Source organism: Pseudoalteromonas sp. SG45-3 (genome assembly GCF_014164075.1).
GTDB lineage: Bacteria > Pseudomonadota > Gammaproteobacteria > Enterobacterales > Alteromonadaceae > Pseudoalteromonas > Pseudoalteromonas distincta.
The window spans coordinates 1-18264 of the sequence record NZ_JACJEN010000010.1 but is presented as its reverse complement, the minus strand read 5'-3'; the positions used below and the strand labels follow the sequence as shown (position 1 = coordinate 18264).

General features: G+C 38.7%; 13 protein-coding genes. 6 read left to right on the top strand and 7 right to left on the bottom strand.

Annotation, left to right across the window (positions count from 1 at the left end; genetic code table 11):
* Window positions 1-65 precede the first annotated feature (65 nt).
* Window positions 66-347, bottom strand: coding sequence for an MliC family protein (locus H5126_RS12550; RefSeq protein ID WP_024595167.1), 282 nt, complete (start codon window positions 345-347; stop codon window positions 66-68).
* A 145-nt stretch (window positions 348-492) separates the two neighbouring features.
* Here H5126_RS12550 and H5126_RS12545 point away from each other — a divergent pair, with 145 nt between their 5' ends.
* Window positions 493-1398: a DUF808 domain-containing protein gene (locus H5126_RS12545; protein WP_182721496.1), complete on the top strand. Its 906-nt coding sequence runs from the start codon at window positions 493-495 to the stop codon at window positions 1396-1398.
* 83 nt (window positions 1399-1481) lie between these two features.
* Entirely contained in the window at window positions 1482-3443 is a 1962-nt protein-coding gene (locus H5126_RS12540; RefSeq protein ID WP_182724816.1) for a S9 family peptidase, read from the top strand.
* A gap of 33 nt (window positions 3444-3476) precedes the next feature.
* On the opposite strand, the gene H5126_RS12535 is transcribed toward H5126_RS12540, so the two are convergent.
* The 3 genes from H5126_RS12535 to H5126_RS12525 all read right to left on the bottom strand — a co-directional run bounded on the left by H5126_RS12535 (window position 3477) and on the right by H5126_RS12525 (window position 8164).
* The gene (locus H5126_RS12535) at window positions 3477-4418 is read right to left on the bottom strand and encodes a tetratricopeptide repeat protein (RefSeq protein WP_182721398.1); all 942 of its coding nucleotides are present in this window, start codon (window positions 4416-4418) and stop codon (window positions 3477-3479) included.
* 86 nt (window positions 4419-4504) lie between these two features.
* Complete coding sequence (locus H5126_RS12530) at window positions 4505-5905, bottom strand: M20/M25/M40 family metallo-hydrolase (protein WP_182721397.1); 1401 nt, start codon at window positions 5903-5905, stop codon at window positions 4505-4507.
* Window positions 5906-6085: 180 nt separating this feature from the next.
* Entirely contained in the window at window positions 6086-8164 is a 2079-nt protein-coding gene (locus H5126_RS12525) for a TonB-dependent siderophore receptor (RefSeq protein WP_182721396.1), read from the bottom strand.
* 189 nt (window positions 8165-8353) lie between these two features.
* On the opposite strand from H5126_RS12525, the gene dbpA reads away from it, so the two are divergent.
* On the top strand, window positions 8354-9742 hold the full coding sequence (gene dbpA / locus H5126_RS12520) for an ATP-dependent RNA helicase DbpA (RefSeq protein ID WP_002960948.1): 1389 nt from the start codon (window positions 8354-8356) through the stop codon (window positions 9740-9742).
* Window positions 9743-9764: 22 nt separating this feature from the next.
* Here the strand turns inward: dbpA and H5126_RS12515 are convergent, their stop codons facing one another.
* Window positions 9765-10337, bottom strand: a complete 573-nt coding sequence (locus H5126_RS12515; protein WP_182716693.1) for a DNA-J related domain-containing protein — start codon at window positions 10335-10337, stop codon at window positions 9765-9767.
* A 76-nt stretch (window positions 10338-10413) separates the two neighbouring features.
* Here H5126_RS12515 and H5126_RS12510 point away from each other — a divergent pair, with 76 nt between their 5' ends.
* Window positions 10414-13233, top strand: a complete 2820-nt coding sequence (locus tag H5126_RS12510; RefSeq protein WP_002960946.1) for an ATP-binding protein — start codon at window positions 10414-10416, stop codon at window positions 13231-13233.
* A 63-nt stretch (window positions 13234-13296) separates the two neighbouring features.
* Here H5126_RS12510 and rho read toward each other — a convergent pair whose 3' ends face one another.
* Entirely contained in the window at window positions 13297-14556 is a 1260-nt protein-coding gene (gene rho / locus H5126_RS12505) for a transcription termination factor Rho (RefSeq protein ID WP_002960945.1), read from the bottom strand.
* A gap of 186 nt (window positions 14557-14742) precedes the next feature.
* The gene (trxA, locus tag H5126_RS12500) at window positions 14743-15069 is read right to left on the bottom strand and encodes a thioredoxin TrxA (protein WP_002960942.1); all 327 of its coding nucleotides are present in this window, start codon (window positions 15067-15069) and stop codon (window positions 14743-14745) included.
* A gap of 91 nt (window positions 15070-15160) precedes the next feature.
* On the opposite strand from trxA, the gene rhlB reads away from it, so the two are divergent.
* On the top strand, window positions 15161-16438 hold the full coding sequence (gene rhlB / locus H5126_RS12495) for an ATP-dependent RNA helicase RhlB (RefSeq protein WP_002960940.1): 1278 nt from the start codon (window positions 15161-15163) through the stop codon (window positions 16436-16438).
* 43 nt (window positions 16439-16481) lie between these two features.
* On the top strand, window positions 16482-17975 hold the full coding sequence (gene gppA / locus H5126_RS12490) for a guanosine-5'-triphosphate,3'-diphosphate diphosphatase (protein ID WP_182721395.1): 1494 nt from the start codon (window positions 16482-16484) through the stop codon (window positions 17973-17975).
* Window positions 17976-18264 lie beyond the last annotated feature (289 nt).

Genomic DNA, 18264 nt, shown 5'->3' with positions numbered 1-18264 from the left:
ACTTCATCACAATAATGGGTCTTTAATTATTGTAGCATTATTGTAATTTTTTGGTTGTTTTTATGTTAAACCTTGGTGCACTGTCTTTTTTTACCTGCAATGATTAACATGGCTTCATTACCCTTACCCCAAAACAGTACCTCTTCACTTATATATTTATTCCCGGATGCACTTTTTTCGTGATTAAGTACATGCACTTTATTGTTAAAGATAAGTTCGGCTTCAGAATTATTAATAATATTGAGTTTTACGCTCTCATCATCGCATTGGTAAGCAGTACTGGTTTTTAAATCACTACATGCGGTTAAGCTTAGTAAAATAGCGATTAATGCTAAATATACTTTCATTTTTCCTCCCATCTTCTTTAAACGTTAGTTAAAACACAGGGCAAAATTTTAATCTAATGTAAGAATAACAAAGCAAAATTAACCGTTGGTGAAAGTAGCGCTTTAAGTTATGTTTATAGCAATATTTTTTGAGCTCGGAAGCTTTATGGCAGGCACTAACCTTTTAACGTTATTAGATGATATAACCACTTTACTTGATGACATTGCGACAATGAGTAAGGTAGCAACAAAAAAAACAGCAGGTGTATTAGGCGATGACTTAGCGCTCAATGCACAGCAGGTTACAGGTGTAGCAGCAGAGCGTGAATTACCGGTTGTTTGGGCTGTGGCAAAGGGCTCATTTTTAAATAAAGCGATACTCGTACCCGCTGCTTTATTAATAAGCGTATGGCTGCCTTGGTTAATAACACCGCTTTTAATGATGGGTGGTTTGTTTTTATGTTTTGAGGGAGCTGAAAAAGTATTTGCTAAGTTTTTGCCTCATCACAATGAAGTGGTAGATGAAGATGAAAAATTAGATTTAGTTGAGTACGAAAAACAAAAAATAAAAGGGGCAATAAGAACCGACTTTATTCTTTCTGCCGAAATTATTGTTATTACTTTAGGCACTGTGGCAGGCGCTACATTACTTAACCAAGCTTTAGTGCTTTGTGTTATCGCAATTATAATGACGATTGGCGTTTATGGCTTAGTGGCCGGTATTGTAAAGCTGGATGATGCCGGGCTTTATTTACTCAACCAATCAAAGGTAACAGCTAATAAATTTAAAGAATTACTTGGGAAAGGCTTACTCGCAGCAGCGCCTAGGTTGATGCAATTTTTAGCTTTTGCAGGCACCATTGCAATGTTTTTAGTAGGCGGCGGGATTTTAGTACATGGCGTTGAGTTACTACATCATACTCAGTTGGATGTAACAAGCTATGCTCAGTCTGTTGCTGGCGGCACAGGAGAAGTATTAGCGCCTCTCTTGTTTGATGGTTTACTAGGCGTTATTGCTGGCTTAGTTGTTGTGCTTGTACATGTAAGTTATACAAAGTTATTTAAAAAATAATAGATACAAAAAAGCATCATTTTGGTTACATTCTATTTAACTTTATATATTATGGCTTCTTGTTGTTAATACAGGGAATTATGATGAATTTTTTTTTAAGATATAGCTTGTTGGTACCTCTGTTATTGGTAAGCTTCTTTAGCTTTTCAAAGCAGCCCCAAATCCCCGTGGAGCACTTTAGTAAAAATAAAGAGTTTAATCACGCTACTATTTCTCCTGGCGGCGAATATTTAGCCGTTATAAACAAAGTTGCTGGTAAAGATGCACTTGTTATTTTTGATACTAAAAACTTTAAAATGCTTCACGCAGTTGCCTTTGAAGGAAATGCCCAAGTTGGTGATTACCATTGGGTAAATAATGAGCGAGTTGTCGTTACTAAAGAGTACCTAAAAGGATGGCAAGACCACCCAGAATATCATGGTGAAATATTTGGCGTAAATGCTAACGGGGCTAGAGGTAAATATTTAATTGGTTACCATGGTGAAATGCAAACAGGTACACGCCTTAAAAGGCAGACCCCATTATACGGAACTTCATTTGTATTAGATCCCTTAGTTACTAACAAAAGAAAAATGTTAGTAGTTACCTACCCTTGGACCTCGAGTAATGAACCTCATACTATTGTATATGAAGTAGATGTATATACTGGCAAAAGAAAGCAAGTCACTTTGTCTCCATCACGTATGGCCGAATTTTTAACTGACCACGATGGTAATGTTCGTGTTTCAGTATCTACAGATAACTATATAGATGCAAAAATACATACTAAAGAAAAAGAAGGTGGTGACTGGAAGAAATTAAATTTAGGAGAAGTTAATTATGGCGATATTAGATTAAGAGCTTTTGATAAATCTGGTGACAGCATTTATATGACTGCTTCTGTTGGTGGCGAAGCTGAAGGGTTGTATAAACTAAATCTAAATACTAAGGAAATAGAATTAGTCCATCAAGAACAATATGTATCTCCAAAAAGAGTATGGGTTGATGAAGCTTCAAAAGAGTTATTTGCAATAGAAAGTGAGTTAGGTTACCCAAACTATGCTTTTATAGATAAAGACTCTCATAAGAGTGTTCGCTTAAAATCTTTGATAGAAGCATTGCAAGGCGACCAAGTGCAGTTAGTCAGTAGCACCTCTAATGGCGATATTAATGTTATTTACGCATCAAGTGATACCAATCCTGGTAAATATTACTTATACGATGGGGTGCAAAATAAGCTAAGAATATTATTTTCAGCGCGTGGTTGGCTGAACGAAAATGAGCTTTCAAAGACAAAACCTATTCAATATAAAACTCGGGATGGTTTAACTATTTATGGGTATTTAACTGTTCCTAATGGTCTTGAAGATAAAAACTTACCTCTAGTTGTAATGCCTCATGGCGGTCCACATGGCCCTCGTGATTATTGGGGTTATGATTCTGAGGTACAGTTATTAGCAAGTAGGGGAATGGCTGTACTAAGAGTTAATTTTAGAGGTTCAGGTGGGTTTGGTCGAAACTTCGAAGAAGCAGGTTACCAAAAGTGGGGTTCTGATATTCAGTTTGATATTATTGATGGTGTTAAGTTTTTAATTTCTAATGGAACGGTAAACAAAAACAACATTTGTATAATGGGATCAAGCTTTGGTGCTTATTCAGCTTTGCAGAGCGCCATTTTAGAGCCAGACATGTTTAAGTGTGCAATTGGAACAGTTGGTATTTATGACCTACCGCTAATGTTTGAAGAAGGTGATATTTCAGGGCGTAGTACAGGACAAAACTATCTTGAAAACGTTTTAGGCACTGATGAAACGCTTTTGAAGGCATTTTCACCTAGCTATAATATAGATAAGCTTAAAGCAGCTGTGTTCATAGTTCACGCAGGTGAAGATGCACGAGCCCCTATTGAACAAGCCGAATCATTAATTGCTGCATTGAAAAAAGCTAACCATCCTTATAAGTACGTGTTATTGGAGGATGAGGGCCATGGTTTTTACAAAGAAGAACACAGAACTGCTTACTACAAACAAGTAATTAATTTTTTAGATAAACATTTAGAGTTATAAAATATTAAAGCAGCAAGTAACATACTTGCTGCTTTATTCACAGCTAGCTATTTTACAAAGAGATTCCAATTCAAATTGTGCTTTAGTATTTTTTTGCTCAATAGCCTTTTTGTACCAATAAATAGCCTGCTGTTGATCCTGATCTATTCCCTGACCATCACGATACATTTGCGCTAAATTTAATTGCCCCCATTGAGAGCCCGCTTCAGCAGCTTGTTTAAAGCTATTAAATGCTTCAACAAACAAACCATCTTTAAAATAAATAATGCCTTGTTGATTGTTTTTATCGAGCTTTAAGCCTTTATATAGTGGCTTAGGTTGGGGAGGATGCATCACAAACCCACCATAAAGGATGTTGGCATAGGGGCGCAGCACGTCGTAAATAGCTTCGTCGTTGTAAAGGCGTGCTACTTCATCACGAGGGAGGCTGATTGTTTTAGTGGAAAAGTAATTGTCTTGAATTAGCTGGCTAGTACGCATTGCCAAAGTAATACTATTATTACGTTTATAGCTGTAGTTGCTTATCTGAAAGGTAATAAATTGTTCGTCAAAATTTAAAACTTGAGCAATTCTTAAATTGGTTAGGGTCCAGGGCTCGTGTGTAAATTTGTCGGCGTGTACTAAGTAGGTATCATATATTTTAGGCGCATTTAAATAGCCTTCCTTTCGAGTCTCGCTATTAAGGTGCTGTTGATAAAAAAATAAAACAATCCAAAGTAATAAAAATACACCAATAAAGTATTTAGGTAGGCTTAGTTTTTCTATTAACGGTAGTTGCGTTATTTTTACAGGTTCGCTTTTTCCGCATTGATAGCACTCGCGTTTATAACTTAATTTTAAGGCAAGCATAGGTAAAATGCTAAATCGTAAATAGCGGCTTTTATTTAGTAAATGGTAGGCGTCGCTTTGACAATGAGGGCAGCGTGTTGTTTGTGCAAAATGTGGAAATGATTCACTCGTGTTGAAAAGTAACATAAAGCACGCTCCTTGTTTAATTACCTAAAGGTAAAACAAGAAGCGTGTTAGTTAAAGCCACAAACTGTAAGTAAGTATGTATGTTATTACTTATTTTGAGCTTTAGGCTTAATTGTTGTTTTTGCATCAGCAGCCATTAGAGCAAATACAGCGTATGCAGCGGTATTTTGACGCAGCTTAGCAGGTGTTACTTTATCAAGCGTATCGTCAGCTGTATGGTGGTAATCAAAGTAATCTGTTCCATCTTGAGCAAGTTCAAAAATAGGTGCTGAGGTTGCTGCTTTAAGTGGAATTAGATCAGGGCCACCATTCGCTTGGTTTTTACCAATATGCTCAATATTTAACGGCGCAAGTTCTTTTGCAATAGCACGCACTACAGGAAGTGACTCTGCGCTTACGTTCGATTCAAAAGCATATACAACATCGGCGCCAAAATCAGACTCAGCAGCTGCAACAATATTGCTTAGCTCGTTTTTATGCTCTGCAAAATAAGCTTTTGCACCCCAAAGGCCTAGCTCTTCGGCTGCAAAAAGTACCACACGAATACTGCGCTTAGGACGCTTTACATCGCTAATATGTTTAGCGGCTGCCATTGTTAGCGCAACGCCTGCGCCGTCATCTAGTGCGCCAGTCCCTAAGTCCCAAGAATCTAAATGCCCGCCAATTAATACATATTGCTCAGGGTTTTCGGTACCATTAAATTGGCCAATAACGTTATAACCTGTGCCTTCACCAAGGCTTTCGGTTTGCACATTAATATTTACCGATACGTCTTTATCTAAAGCAATGAGTCGTGCTATTTGATCGGCATCTGGGTTAGCAATGGTTACATTAGGTATTTTTGTAACACCTTCTTTGTAGTAACTACCGCCAGTGTGTGCAAAACGATGATGACCAGTACTTACCGAGCGCATCATGTAGGCAACAGCGCCTTTTTTAGACGCTTCTATAGCGCCTGTGCCACGTGCTTTTACAGCAGGTCCGTAACCATTCCCATCTATATCGCGGTTCATGCGGTAATTAATATACGCAATTTTACCTTTTAGGCTATTTGCAGGTGCTGCAATTAACTCATCAAGTGTTTCGAATAAGACTACTGGCGCTGTGAACCCATCTTTAGGCGTGCTTATACTGTTACCTAATGCAGTTAAATGTAGAGGTTGCTCGCTTGGTGTTAGTATTTTTCCGCTTTCGCTATAACGGCGCCATTCAGGAAAAGTCGCTTCTTCAAGCCATACTTTATCAAAACCAAGCTCATTAAATTTAGCTTTAGCCCATGCCACTGCTTTTTTATCATTTTCAGTACCAGGTAAGCGAGGTCCTACTTCAGTTGTTAATGACTCTAGTAATTTATAGCTTAGATCACTATTTAGTGCTGAGGTGCGCACTTCATTGACTTGTTGTAATTGCTTTTGGGTAAATTCGGCGTTGTTAGCGTTTGCAGCCATACTGCTAGTAAGCAGCAGTGTGGTAATTAATTTTTTCATTTGGGTAAGCCTTTTTAATAATTAGCGCTATTAGAACATGTAACAAACATGATAAAAAATAGATGAGATGAATAGGCTTTGTAATAGGTTTAATGCTGTTAGGTATAAAAGTTTAGATATAAAAAAGCCCGCGTAAATGTACGCGGGCTATCTTTTAACACTGTTATTTAAGGCATTTATTTAAAAGCTAAATTGCGCTGCTAAACGAAGATTTGTGCCCTCGCCAACAGTTACATTACTCGTGCCGCCACCACCTAAATAGCTTTTATCAAATAAGTTTTCGATGTTAAGACGTAAATTAATATCGGTATTGCTTAAGTTAAACTTATAAGTGGCGCCAACATCAACACGTGTATATGCATCTTTAGTAATTGTATTATCGCTATCTGCAAAGCGCTCGCCTTCGTAAAAAGCGCCAGCGTTAATGGCAATGGCGTCGTTTAATTCATAACGAGTCCAAAGTGATGCCGACCACTTTGGTGCATCGGTAGGGCGTTTACCTTCCAATACTTCATCGCGTTCAAAGTTAGCATCTAGATACATAGTTGATGCCATAACAAATAAGCGGTCGGTAGCAGCACCTTGTGCGCTTACTTCAACACCTTTATGGCGTTGTTCACCCACTTGGTTTGTTTCACTTGTGAATGAGCCAATAGGCGTCTCAAGCTGTTCGCTAACAAGTGTGCCTTCTTTACTAATATCAAAAATTGCACCTGTAAGCAGTAAACGGTCATCAAATAATTGCCATTTAATACCAATCTCTCTTTGCTCTGAGGTAATGGCATCTAGCTTCATGCCATTATTTACATCGGTTTCATCAACCAGAGTTTCACTACCTTGAGGCTCAAAACCTTCTGAGTAACTTGCATATATAGTTGCCGAAGTATTTGGATGATAAAGCACACCTACCTTTGGTACAAATGACTCGTTATCTGCACCTTCTCGTGTTTGTTTGTCGTAACGGCCACCTAGCGATAATTGCCATTGTGGTGAGAACGAAATTAAGTCCTGAACGTAAATACCGTAATAGTCGTATTCAGTTTCGCTTACTGTATCATCTGTTTTATAACTTACAGATGGGCGTGATGGTTCTGCTTGTCCTGCAGAAAAATCAAAGTAGTCAGCAGAAGTACGGCGTTGCCCGTAGTAGTAATCTAGCGAGTTTGCGCCAATTAAAAACTGATGCTGTAAGCTACCTGTTTTAAATTCACCAATAAAATCAATAAATGCAGTTTTAAATTGCCAATCGTCAAAACGGTCGTAAGGACGAGATTCATAGCTGTCACCTTCAGTAAAGCCACTAGGCATGCGAGGTGCTGACTCAAAGCGTTGGCGCTCAAACGTTTGTTCGTTATAGCCAAGTTTTACTTGCCAGTTATCGGTTAAAAATACTTCTAGGTCTACACCTAGGTTTTCTACGGTTATGTCGGTAAATGCCCAAGACATATCACGGATTGTTTTATCGCTACCAATTACATTAGCATTATCGTCTATCCATGCGCCAGTATCTAAACCTGCTTCGTCATCTGTGCGGTCGTAATGCACACGTACTAATGCGTTATCGCTAATATCGTAATCTACAACTAATGCACCTAAAAAGCGGTCACGCTCACGATTTTCACCGTTTTGGTACTCACGCCAATAGTCAACGTCTTGCTTTACTAAAATCCCGCGAGCACGTAAATCTTCCGATTCAGTCAAGGCACCTGCAGCATCAACCATAAAGCGGGTTGAGCCATGCTGATCTACATCGGCACTGGCATTAAATAGTGTTTGTGCTGTAGGTTTTTTAGTTACCATGTTAACCAAGCCACCCGGGCCTGACTGACCATATAAAATACTTGATGGGCCTTTAATTACTTCAATTTGCTGCAAAATTTCGATTGGTTGCTGATAGTGCGACCAATGCTGATGACCGTCGCGTAAATAACCTGTCGATGAGCTCAGCTCAAAGCCGCGTAAGTTAAATACCTCACGATTTCGTTGTTGTGAGCCTGCAGTTAAGCTTGCGTCATTTGTGAGTACTTCGCCAAGTGTAGTGGCAAGCTGTTCGCTAATAATAGTGTCGGTTATTACAGTGACAGATTGTGCAGTTTCAAGTAATGAAGCTGATGTTCTCATTGCGCCATTAGCGTTATCTACTTTGTAATCGTTAAAGTAGCTACCCTTTACTTCTATGCGTTCAAGGTCGGTAGTGTTTGCATATGTGCTTGTTGTAATGCTTGCTAATAGAGCTATGTAAATAGAATTCAGTTTCATTAATTGCTTCCAGCGCAGGTATGTAAAAAACAATCGTGATCTTAATGCAAACTACTATCATTTTCAACACCTTTCATTAACATGTTTTATAATATGTTTGTTAATGGTTGCCAATTACGAATTCTGCTATTATAAGCTGCATATTAGTGGGGCTTTCTCCCATGTTATTTTATTGCTATGGAACTTACTGTGACTTCAACTGCTTTTTCATCTTTGGCTTTACCGGCTGGACTCGTTGATAACTTATCAACCCTTGGCTATGCCCACATGACACCTGTACAAGCGCAAAGTTTGCCGCCTGTACTTGCTGGTAAAGACATCATTGCTCAGGCAAAAACCGGTTCAGGTAAAACTGCTGCGTTTAGCTTGGGTGTGTTAGCTAAATTAAACGTAAAACGCTTTCGTATTCAATCTTTAGTCTTGTGTCCTACTCGCGAACTTGCCGAGCAGGTTGCAGTTGAAATGCGTAAATTAGCGCGCGGCATTCATAACATTAAAATATTGACGTTATGTGGTGGTGTTTCAATTGGCCCGCAAATAGGCTCGCTCGAACATGGTGCGCATATTATTGTTGGCACACCTGGGCGTGTTGATGACCATATTCGTAAAGGTACTTTACGTTTAGATGATGTGGAAACATTGGTGCTTGATGAAGCCGATCAAATGCTTGATATGGGTTTTCAAGACACACTTGATGCAATTATTGAGCGTATTCCACAAAATCGTCAAACATTGTTATTTAGTGCTACTTTCCCAAGAGCTATTGAAGCAATTGCTAAGCGTGTACTTAAAAACCCTGAAATGGTTAAAGTAGAAGAAGAGCAAGCCAAAAGCACAATTAAGCAGTACTTCTACAAAATGGATAACAATAAGCAGCGCTATCCAACGCTTAAGTTATTACTTCTTAAATTTACACCACAAAGCTGTGTTGTATTTTGTAATACCAAAGTAGAAACTCAACAAGTGTGTGATGATTTAGCTGACGAAGGCTTCAGCGCTGTTGCATTGCACGGTGATTTAGAGCAACGCGATCGTGAACGTACGCTAATTCACTTTTCAAATAAAAGTGCTTCAATACTTGTTGCAACCGATGTTGCTGCACGAGGTTTAGATATTGATGACATGGATATGGTTATTAACTACCATTTAGCACATGACACGCAAACACATGTTCACCGTGTTGGCCGAACTGGACGTGCTGGTAAAAAGGGCATTGCTTGTTCTATTTACGGTGAAGCTGAAGCGTTTAAAATTGCACAAATTGGCGATCATTACGAGCGTGATATTACTCCAGAACAAATGCCGCCGTTTAATTTATTAGATAAACCGCCGTACCGCCCTGAAATGGTTACTTTGATGATTGATTCAGGTAAAAAGCAAAAAGTCCGCGCTGGGGATATTTTAGGTGCTTTAACAGGTAAGGATGGGGTTGCAGGTCGTCAAGTAGGTAAAATTAACGTACTTGATAACGTAGCATTTGTTGCTGTTGAACGTAACTCATCAAAACCAGCACTTCGCAAACTAACCGAAGGCAACATTAAAGGGCGTAAAATACGCGCTCGTCGCCTTACTCGTTAATTTAAACCGCTAAATTAACAAATTAGCGAGCAGCTACCTTTAGCTGCTCGTATTGTAATTTTATTTTTTTAAACTTAACTTCACAACCATTTGGTTTATCTGGGTGCATCTGTAATGCAAGTTGTCTCCAGCGCTTTTGAATGTTTTTAAGAGTGAAATTTTCGGGTAACTTCCATTCTAAAGCCAACGCTTTAAATTCATTGTCATTTAATACTTGTTGTGGTGATGTCGTTTTAAACTGACGCCAAAAACTATTCAAAAGCTCATCAATTTTCTCTTCATCGGTATCGTAATTACGCCAATCTAAATAATAATCTCGCAAATTTTCGTTCGTTGTTACTAAACTATTATCTTCTTTTTCTAAAAGCTCGATATGCAGAGTTGAAATGAGTAAACTTTGAGGGCGTAATTGTGCCTGCAGTTGGTACAATGCATTCATAATTAAAAAGTTACGTTTAAATAAATCACGTTCAGGGCTTTTATCGAGTGTTGTTATTGCGCTGCGGTTTGTCAGTTCTGCTGCTAAAGTATGAACTTGCCAAACCTGCCTGGTTAATATCAGCTCAAAAATCTCATCAATCAGTGGGTTAAGCATTGTTTAGGCCCTAGTAGTTAGTGTATCTTCAATAAAGATTACACTGATATAAGTAACGGTTTGAAGGATTAAAATTATGCTGGGCAAGTTTAAATGCCTCTTATTTACTATATGCTGTGTACTAATAGCTCCTAGCTATGCCCAAAATAGTGATTCGTTATTTGAGCAATTCAAAAACGAAGTGCAGTGGGAGCCTAAATTACAATTAGCAAATACGTTACTTGCTAATAAAAACGTTTCTAAAAAAGAGCGTGTCGCTGTTTATTCGGCATTAGGTAATAGTGCGTTATCGGCTGATAATTTTAAAGAATCTTTACACTATTTTAAATTATTAGAAAAAAACACTTCAGATACTTTCTTTCCTGACGAGCACTTTCGTGCAATAAAAATGCAAGGTGTAGCACTTTTTTATCAAGGCTTATTTCAAAAGGCCATAAGTGAATATACCCGCACCCTAGTATTAGCTGAAAAAAATGAACAACTACTTGAACAAGCAAATTTACTAAATAATATTGGTTTGGCTTATTTTAATATGAATAAGCTAGGCGATACCCTAGAGTTTTACTTAAAGGCAAAAGCTATTTACGAAGCGCACGGTAGTGAGCAAGATCAAACCGACATATTACTTAATATAGCAGGCGTTTATATACGCTTATCACGCTACGATAGTGCATTTAGTCTTTATCAAGATGTACTTAAAGTTTATCAGCGGTTAGATGATAAAAGTGGTATTGCGCAGGTATACAACAATATGGGTGTTGCTCATATGGAGAGTAATCAATTTGACTTAGCACTTCATTATTACCAGCTAGCGCTGCGTTATTATATTTCAGCCAATGATTACAATAAGTTATCTACGCAATATACTAACTTGGCAAATACTAATTTAGTGTTAAAAAAAGTAGATGAAGCGTACGAGCAAGCTAAATTAGGTGAGTACTATGCGCTTAAAATAGGTAACCATAATTTAGAGCTTAATGCGCTACATGCGCTTGGTAAAATTCAGTTTGTTAAAGGCAACTTAGAAGAGGCGAAAATAAGTTTAGATAGAGCTATTTCACTTGCCCACGAATATGGCAGTGAGCGAATAATTAGGGAGGGTTTAGGGACTAAAGCACTACTTGAAGCCAGTAAAGGCGATTATTCAAGCGCAATGGCCTTGCAACAAGAATATATTAGTGAGCTACGAAAACTCAGAAGTACAGCAATTATAAATGCACTAGCGGTACTTCAGCATCAATTTAAAGCAACACAATTAAACCAAGAAATAGAAAAACTTAAACAAGATCGACGTGTGCAAGAGCTAAAAATGTCGCAGCGTTCTCAGCTTACTTTATTCTCTTTTTTACTATTACTTTTGGTTGTTGTAACTGGTATTGCGCTTTACCGCCGTGGCGCAGAAAAACGCGCTAAGCAGCAGTTAACAGAGCAAGTTACGCAGCGCACTGCCGAGTTACAGGCAATAGCACAGGAGCTAAGAGAAGCTAACGATGTTAAAAGCCAGTTTTTGGCCAATATTAGCCACGAAATCCGCACTCCACTAACGGCTATTTTAGGGCAAACAGATGCTTTAATTAATGAATTATATGAGCCTGAGTCACTTAAAGATGAATTAAGAGTAATTCAGCGCCATAGCGACCATTTAAAAAGCTTAATAAACGACGTGCTCGATTTAAGTAAAATTGAAGCTAATAGGTTAGAGTTAAATATTTCGTGCTTTGATATTGTAGAGCTTGTAAATGACGTACATGCAATGTTTATCACTCAAGCAAAAGCAAAAAATTTACGCCTCATTTTAGACAATCAAGTGGGTAATGAGTTTTACACTAAGCTGGATTTAATACGCGTAAAACAAATTCTTATAAATTTATGTGCTAATGCTATTAAGTTTACTCACGCTGGCCAAATCATTATTGCTTTGAATAAGAGTGAACAAGGGCTAGTGATTATTGTAAAAGATACCGGTATTGGTATGAGCTCTAAACAGTTAAAGCTTATTTTTGAATGCTTTAGCCAAGCTGATAACAGTATTAGCCGTCGCTTTGGGGGGACAGGGTTAGGCCTTAGCTTATCGCAACAATTAGCCGCGATGATGGGCGGTTATATCAGTGTACAAAGCGAATACAAAAAGGGCAGTCAGTTTTCGTTCTTTTTACCGTGCGCAGAAGTAAATAAATCGCAAAGCCTGATTGAAACTCAAAGTGCTCCAAAGGTAAATAAGCAATTGGCAGGGCGTGTTGTACTAGCAGAAGATCACCCTGATAATCGAAGGTTAATAAGCCGCTATTTACGTTCAATGGGGCTCGAGGTTATTGCCGTTGAAAACGGTGAGCAAGCGGTAGAGCAGTGCTTAAAAGAGTATCCTGATTTAGTGCTACTCGATATTCAAATGCCTGTGATGGATGGGCGTTCTGCTTTTCAGCTATTAAAACAGTGTGGTTTTGAGCGGCCTATTTTTGCTTTAACTGCAAATGCTATGAGTCATGAAGTGGATGGCTATTTAGAGTTAGGGTTTAGTGGTTACTTAGGTAAACCGATAGATAAAGAGTCATTTTATAAAGCGCTTTCCAGCCACCTACATAATGCAGAAGATCAGCCAATTACAAAGCAAAATGAAGTTGATATGAGCGATCTTGTCATTAGTTTTAAGCAAAGCTTTGCTTTGGAGAGTGAAACGATTACTCAGCATTTCATAAGTGAAGATTTAGCCGCGCTACAAAAAGATAGTCATCGCATTTTAGGAGCGGCGCAAATGTTTGGTTTAGATGAAATTGCGCAATCGGCTCAAAGTTTAGATAGAGCCCTTTTACGCAGGACCCAAAAAAGTAGTGCGAATGACTTTAAAGCGCTCGTTGATACGCTGCAGAGTGTACTTAAAAAGTATAACGAAAGTTAAACTGTGTTTAATCCAGACATAAAAAAAGCGCCTTAGGCGCTTTTTTTATTCAGCTAAAACGCTTTATTGGCGTCTCATCGAATCAAAAAATTCATCATTGGTTTTGCTCATCGATAGTTTATCGATTAAGAATTCCATTGCATCAATTTCTGACATGTCATGAACAATTTTACGTAAAATCCAAAGCTTTTGAAGCTCATCTGGTTTTGTTAGTAATTCTTCACGACGAGTGCCTGAACGATTAAAGTCGATAGCAGGGAATACACGTCTTTCCGCAATTTTACGGTTAAGGTGAAGTTCCATGTTACCAGTACCTTTAAACTCTTCGTAGATAACTTCATCCATTTTAGAGCCGGTATCGATAAGCGCTGTAGCTATAATTGTTAAGCTACCACCTTCCTCAACGTTACGTGCAGCACCAAAGAACCGCTTAGGTTTATGTAATGCGTTAGCGTCAACACCACCAGTAAGTACTTTACCTGATGAAGGAATAACGGTGTTATAAGCACGTGCTAAACGAGTGATTGAATCCAATAAGATAACAACATCTTTTTTATGTTCAACTAGGCGTTTTGCTTTTTCGATAACCATTTCGGCAACTTGTACGTGACGAGAAGCTGGCTCATCGAACGTTGATGCAATAACTTCACCTTTAACTAGGCGTTGCATCTCAGTTACTTCTTCCGGACGTTCATCAATAAGTAAAACCATTAATGTTACATCAGGGTGATTATGCGTAATTGATTGTGCAATGTTTTGAAGTAGCATTGTTTTACCCGCTTTTGGCGGAGCTACTAACAAGCCACGTTGGCCGCGGCCAATAGGAGATGCTAAATCAAGTACACGGGCTGTAATATCTTCTTTACTGCCGTTACCACGTTCCATGCGAAAACGTTCGTTTGCATGTAGTGGAGTAAGGTTTTCAAAAAGAATTTTAGTTCGAGAGTTTTCAGGTTTATCAAAGTTAACTTCATTTACTTTGAGTAAAGCAAAGTAACGTTCACCGTCTTTAGGTGGACGAATAAGGCCTGAAATTGAATCGCCAGTACGCATGCTGAAACGGCGAATTTGGCTAGGTGAAACATAAATGTCATCTGGCCCAGCTAAGTAAGAGGCTTCTGATGATCTTAAGAAGCCGAAACCATCTTGTAAAATCTCTAATACACCGCCGCCGAAGATATTCTCTCCGCCTTTGGCATGGGATTTAAGAATGGCAAAAATGATATCTTGCTTTCTTAAGCGGGCTACGTTTTCGAGCCCCATGGACTCAGCTAAGTCTACAAGCTCTTTAATCGACTTGTCTTTTAATTCGCGTAAATGCATATTGGTGGGTTCTTTATTACAGTTGTCATACTCAAAATCGCTTTGATCGTTGAGTGAGGTTTGTTGAATATAACTAAGGATTAGTTGGCTTTATAAACTAGCAGTTCACTGGCAAAGCGTCCAGTCTTTATACAAAATAAATTTAAAAAAGGGCAAAAAAGCCCTTTTTATTGTTCTAGCTTACCGTTAGATGTTGTTTTCTAAAAACTCGATAAGTTGAGTTTTTGAAAGAGCACCTACTTTCGTTGCAGCTACTTGGCCATCTTTAAAAAGAAGTAAAGTAGGGATACCACGAATACCAAACTTTGGCGGTGTGCCAGCATTTTGGTCAATATTTAATTTAGCAACAGTCACACGGCTGTCGTATTCATCAGCAACTTCGTGAAGAATAGGGGCGATCATTTTACAAGGTCCACACCATTCAGCCCAGAAATCTACTAGTACTGGTTTGTCTGATTGTAATACGTCAGCTTCAAAGCTATCGTCAGTAATTTGGATTATTTTCTCGCTCATTGCGCTCTCCGATTTAGTTAGGCGAAATATTTAGTGCGTATTTAAACACTCTTGTTTCTTATTGCAAGTTTAAACGTTATGCTTAAACGCTATGACTAAGACACATTTAACCGATAAAAAGTTTTCAGACTTTGCTATCGCACCGGAAGTGGTTGCCGGTTTAACCGAGAATGGGTTTGAATATTGCACACCTATTCAAGCAAAATGCCTACCTTTTATTTGTGATGGACGCGATATCGCGGGCCAAGCTCAAACGGGTACAGGCAAAACGTTGGCGTTTTTAACCGCCACGTGCCATCGGTTATTACAATCTAGCAAAGCACCTAGTAAACATCCAAGAGCCCTGATCATGGCCCCTACTCGGGAGCTTGCGATTCAGATACACAAAGATGCTAAAATTTTAGCGCCGCACTGTAATCTTAACTTAGGTTTAGTATATGGTGGCGAAGATTACGAAAAACAACGTGCACAACTAGAAAAAGGCGTTGATATTTTAATTGGTACTACAGGTCGCCTAATTGATCTGTATAAGCAAGGCTGTTACACCCTTAATGAAATTGAGGTAGTCGTGCTGGACGAAGCCGATCGTATGTTCGATTTAGGTTTTATCAAAGATATTCGCTATATGTTCGATCGTATGCCAGATACATCAAAGCGTTTAAACTTATTATTCTCTGCCACATTGTCGTACCGCGTACAAGAATTAGCTTTTGAGCACATGACAAACCCAGAGCATGTTCAAATTGAACCTGACGTTAAAACGGGTAAACGTATTCAAGAAGAGCTATTTCATCCTTCGCAAGAAGATAAAATTAAGCTGTTGTTAACCTTAATTGAAGAAGAATGGCCAGAGAAGGCAATCGTGTTTGCAAATACCAAGCATAGTTGTGAGACGGTTTATGCTTGGCTTAAATCAGACGGTCATCGTGTAGGTATGCTTACTGGTGATGTTAACCAGAAAAAACGCCAAACTATATTAGCGCAATTTAGCAAAGGTGATTTAGACTTTTTAGTTGCGACCGATGTTGCAGCGCGTGGTCTTCATATTCCAGAAGTAAGTCATGTGTTTAACTTTGATTTACCTGACGATTGTGAAGATTATGTTCACCGTATTGGCCGTACTGGCCGCGCTGGTGCATCAGGCCACGCAATTAGTTTTGCATGTGAGCAATATGCATACAACCTGCATGAAATTGAAGAATATATAGAGCACAGCATTCCTTTATCACATTATGATAAAACAGCATTGCTAGATGATTTAACTCAGCCTATTATTCAAAGAAAGCGCAACTATTCAACAGGTCCACGTAACCGTAGTAATAATAGCGGACGTCGCCCAAATAATAGTTACCAAAAAGGACGGTCGTAAGCGACCGTTTGTATAAGTAGTAGTAACTAGAGGTTTTTGAACGGTGGGGCAACTTAAACCGCAAAAAAATGTGTACGCAGTTATTGATTTGGGCTCAAATAGCTTTCATATGCTTATTGCCAAATCAATTGCTGGCGGTCTACAAACAATTGGACGTGTTAAACGCAAAGTCCGATTAGCCGCAGGGCTTGATAAAGGAAACGTATTAAGCACAGAAGCAATGCAGCGAGGCTGGGAATGCCTTGCCCTTTTTGCTGAGCGTCTACAAGATATCCCAGACAAAAACATCACCATAGTAGCAACAGCTACCTTACGCTTAGCAACTAACGCCGACGTATTTAAAAATCATGCCGAAAAAATTCTAGGTCATAACATTAATGTTATCAGCGGAGAATTAGAAGCGCGCACAATTTATAAAGGTGTTGCCCATACTTCATCTTGTACTGGCAAACAGCTTGTTATTGATATTGGTGGTGCAAGTACAGAAGTTGTAATTGGTAAAGCATTTGATGCCCTACATTACAAAAGCCTCAATATGGGGTGTGTTACCTATCTTGAACGCTATTTTAAAGATTGCCAACTAAGTAAGAGTAATTTTAACGCAGCAATAAAAGCGGCTCGTACAGTCATTGATGAAATTTCTCCAGAGTATAAAGCAGCTGGATGGCAAATTGCATCTGGAGCTTCTGGTACAGTACAAGCAATTCAAGAAATTATGGTCGCGCAAAATCTTGACGACTTACTTACACTTGAAAAGCTCAACACCATAAAAGATCAAGCAATTGCATTTAGCACTATTGCAGCGCTAGACCTTCCTGGGTTAAGTGAAGACCGTCGACTGGTATTTGTATCAGGACTTGCAATCTTAATCGCACTATTTGAATCTCTTGAAATAGAAAAAATGGGATTGGCGGGTGGAGCACTGCGTGAAGGTGTTTTATATAGCATGGTTCCGGAGTTTCATAATAACGACATTCGCAAACGCACTGTTGATGGGTTTATGAGCCGTTATCATGTTGATCAAAAACAAGCGTGTCGAGTTTCAAGCTTGGCAATGCAGTTAGCGCTGAGTATTGATAAAGATTGGCCAATTGAAAGCTTAAATGGGTTACCACTATTAAAAGCGGTAGCGCAGCTTCATGAGATTGGATTACTAATAGAGTATAAGCAGTACCATAAACATACCGCTTATATTTTGGAAAATACCGATATGCCTGGTTTTTCACAGTCAGAGCATAAATTAATAGTAGCGGTAGCAGATGCACATCGATCTGATTTTCCAAAAGGTTGTTTTAATTCACTCGGCGTAAATAGTCTATTAGCACAATATATAGTGAGATTACTACGAATAGCAGTCATTTTATCAATGCGCAGACAAGATGATGTACTGCCTAAGTTTAAGTTAACTGCTAAAAATGAAGTGTTAGACCTTAAGTTTGAAAGTAACTGGTTAAAAGATCATCCATTAATGGCTAGCGAGCTGCAACAAGAGTCTAAACAGCAAGGAAAACTTGGCTGGAAGCTCATAGTAAACTAATTAAAAAGGCCCATCAGGGCCTTTTTAGTGTTTAAAGTAACCATTTCGATGTAAATATGTACGAACCGCATATTATTTCAAGTTTTCTTCAAAAAAGGGTTGATCTGTTTTCGGATCTCCCTATAATGCGACCCCACTGAGACGGGAAACAGCAACGCATAGCGAGGCACGAACTACTCACAGAGTTAAATAAAACTTCGGTTTTAAATCTTCCAAAAGAAAGTTTAAAACAAAGTGTTGACTCGAAAAATAAAGGGTGTATTATTCGCATCCCTTGAGACGCTAAAGC

What these genes read in the sequence shown, in the direction of transcription:
- H5126_RS12550 (WP_024595167.1), bottom strand. Translation starts at nt 347, where the DNA reads ATGAAAGTATATTTAGCATTAATCGCTATTTTACTAAGCTTAACCGCA.
- H5126_RS12545 (WP_182721496.1), top strand. Translation starts at nt 493, where the DNA reads ATGGCAGGCACTAACCTTTTAACGTTATTAGATGATATAACCACTTTA.
- H5126_RS12540 (WP_182724816.1), top strand. Translation starts at nt 1,482, where the DNA reads ATGAATTTTTTTTTAAGATATAGCTTGTTGGTACCTCTGTTATTGGTA.
- H5126_RS12535 (WP_182721398.1), bottom strand. Translation starts at nt 4,418, where the DNA reads ATGTTACTTTTCAACACGAGTGAATCATTTCCACATTTTGCACAAACA.
- H5126_RS12530 (WP_182721397.1), bottom strand. Translation starts at nt 5,905, where the DNA reads ATGAAAAAATTAATTACCACACTGCTGCTTACTAGCAGTATGGCTGCA.
- H5126_RS12525 (WP_182721396.1), bottom strand. Translation starts at nt 8,164, where the DNA reads ATGAAACTGAATTCTATTTACATAGCTCTATTAGCAAGCATTACAACA.
- H5126_RS12515 (WP_182716693.1), bottom strand. Translation starts at nt 10,337, where the DNA reads ATGCTTAACCCACTGATTGATGAGATTTTTGAGCTGATATTAACCAGG.
- H5126_RS12510 (WP_002960946.1), top strand. Translation starts at nt 10,414, where the DNA reads ATGCTGGGCAAGTTTAAATGCCTCTTATTTACTATATGCTGTGTACTA.
- rho (WP_002960945.1), bottom strand. Translation starts at nt 14,556, where the DNA reads ATGCATTTACGCGAATTAAAAGACAAGTCGATTAAAGAGCTTGTAGAC.
- trxA (WP_002960942.1), bottom strand. Translation starts at nt 15,069, where the DNA reads ATGAGCGAGAAAATAATCCAAATTACTGACGATAGCTTTGAAGCTGAC.
- rhlB (WP_002960940.1), top strand. Translation starts at nt 15,161, where the DNA reads ATGACTAAGACACATTTAACCGATAAAAAGTTTTCAGACTTTGCTATC.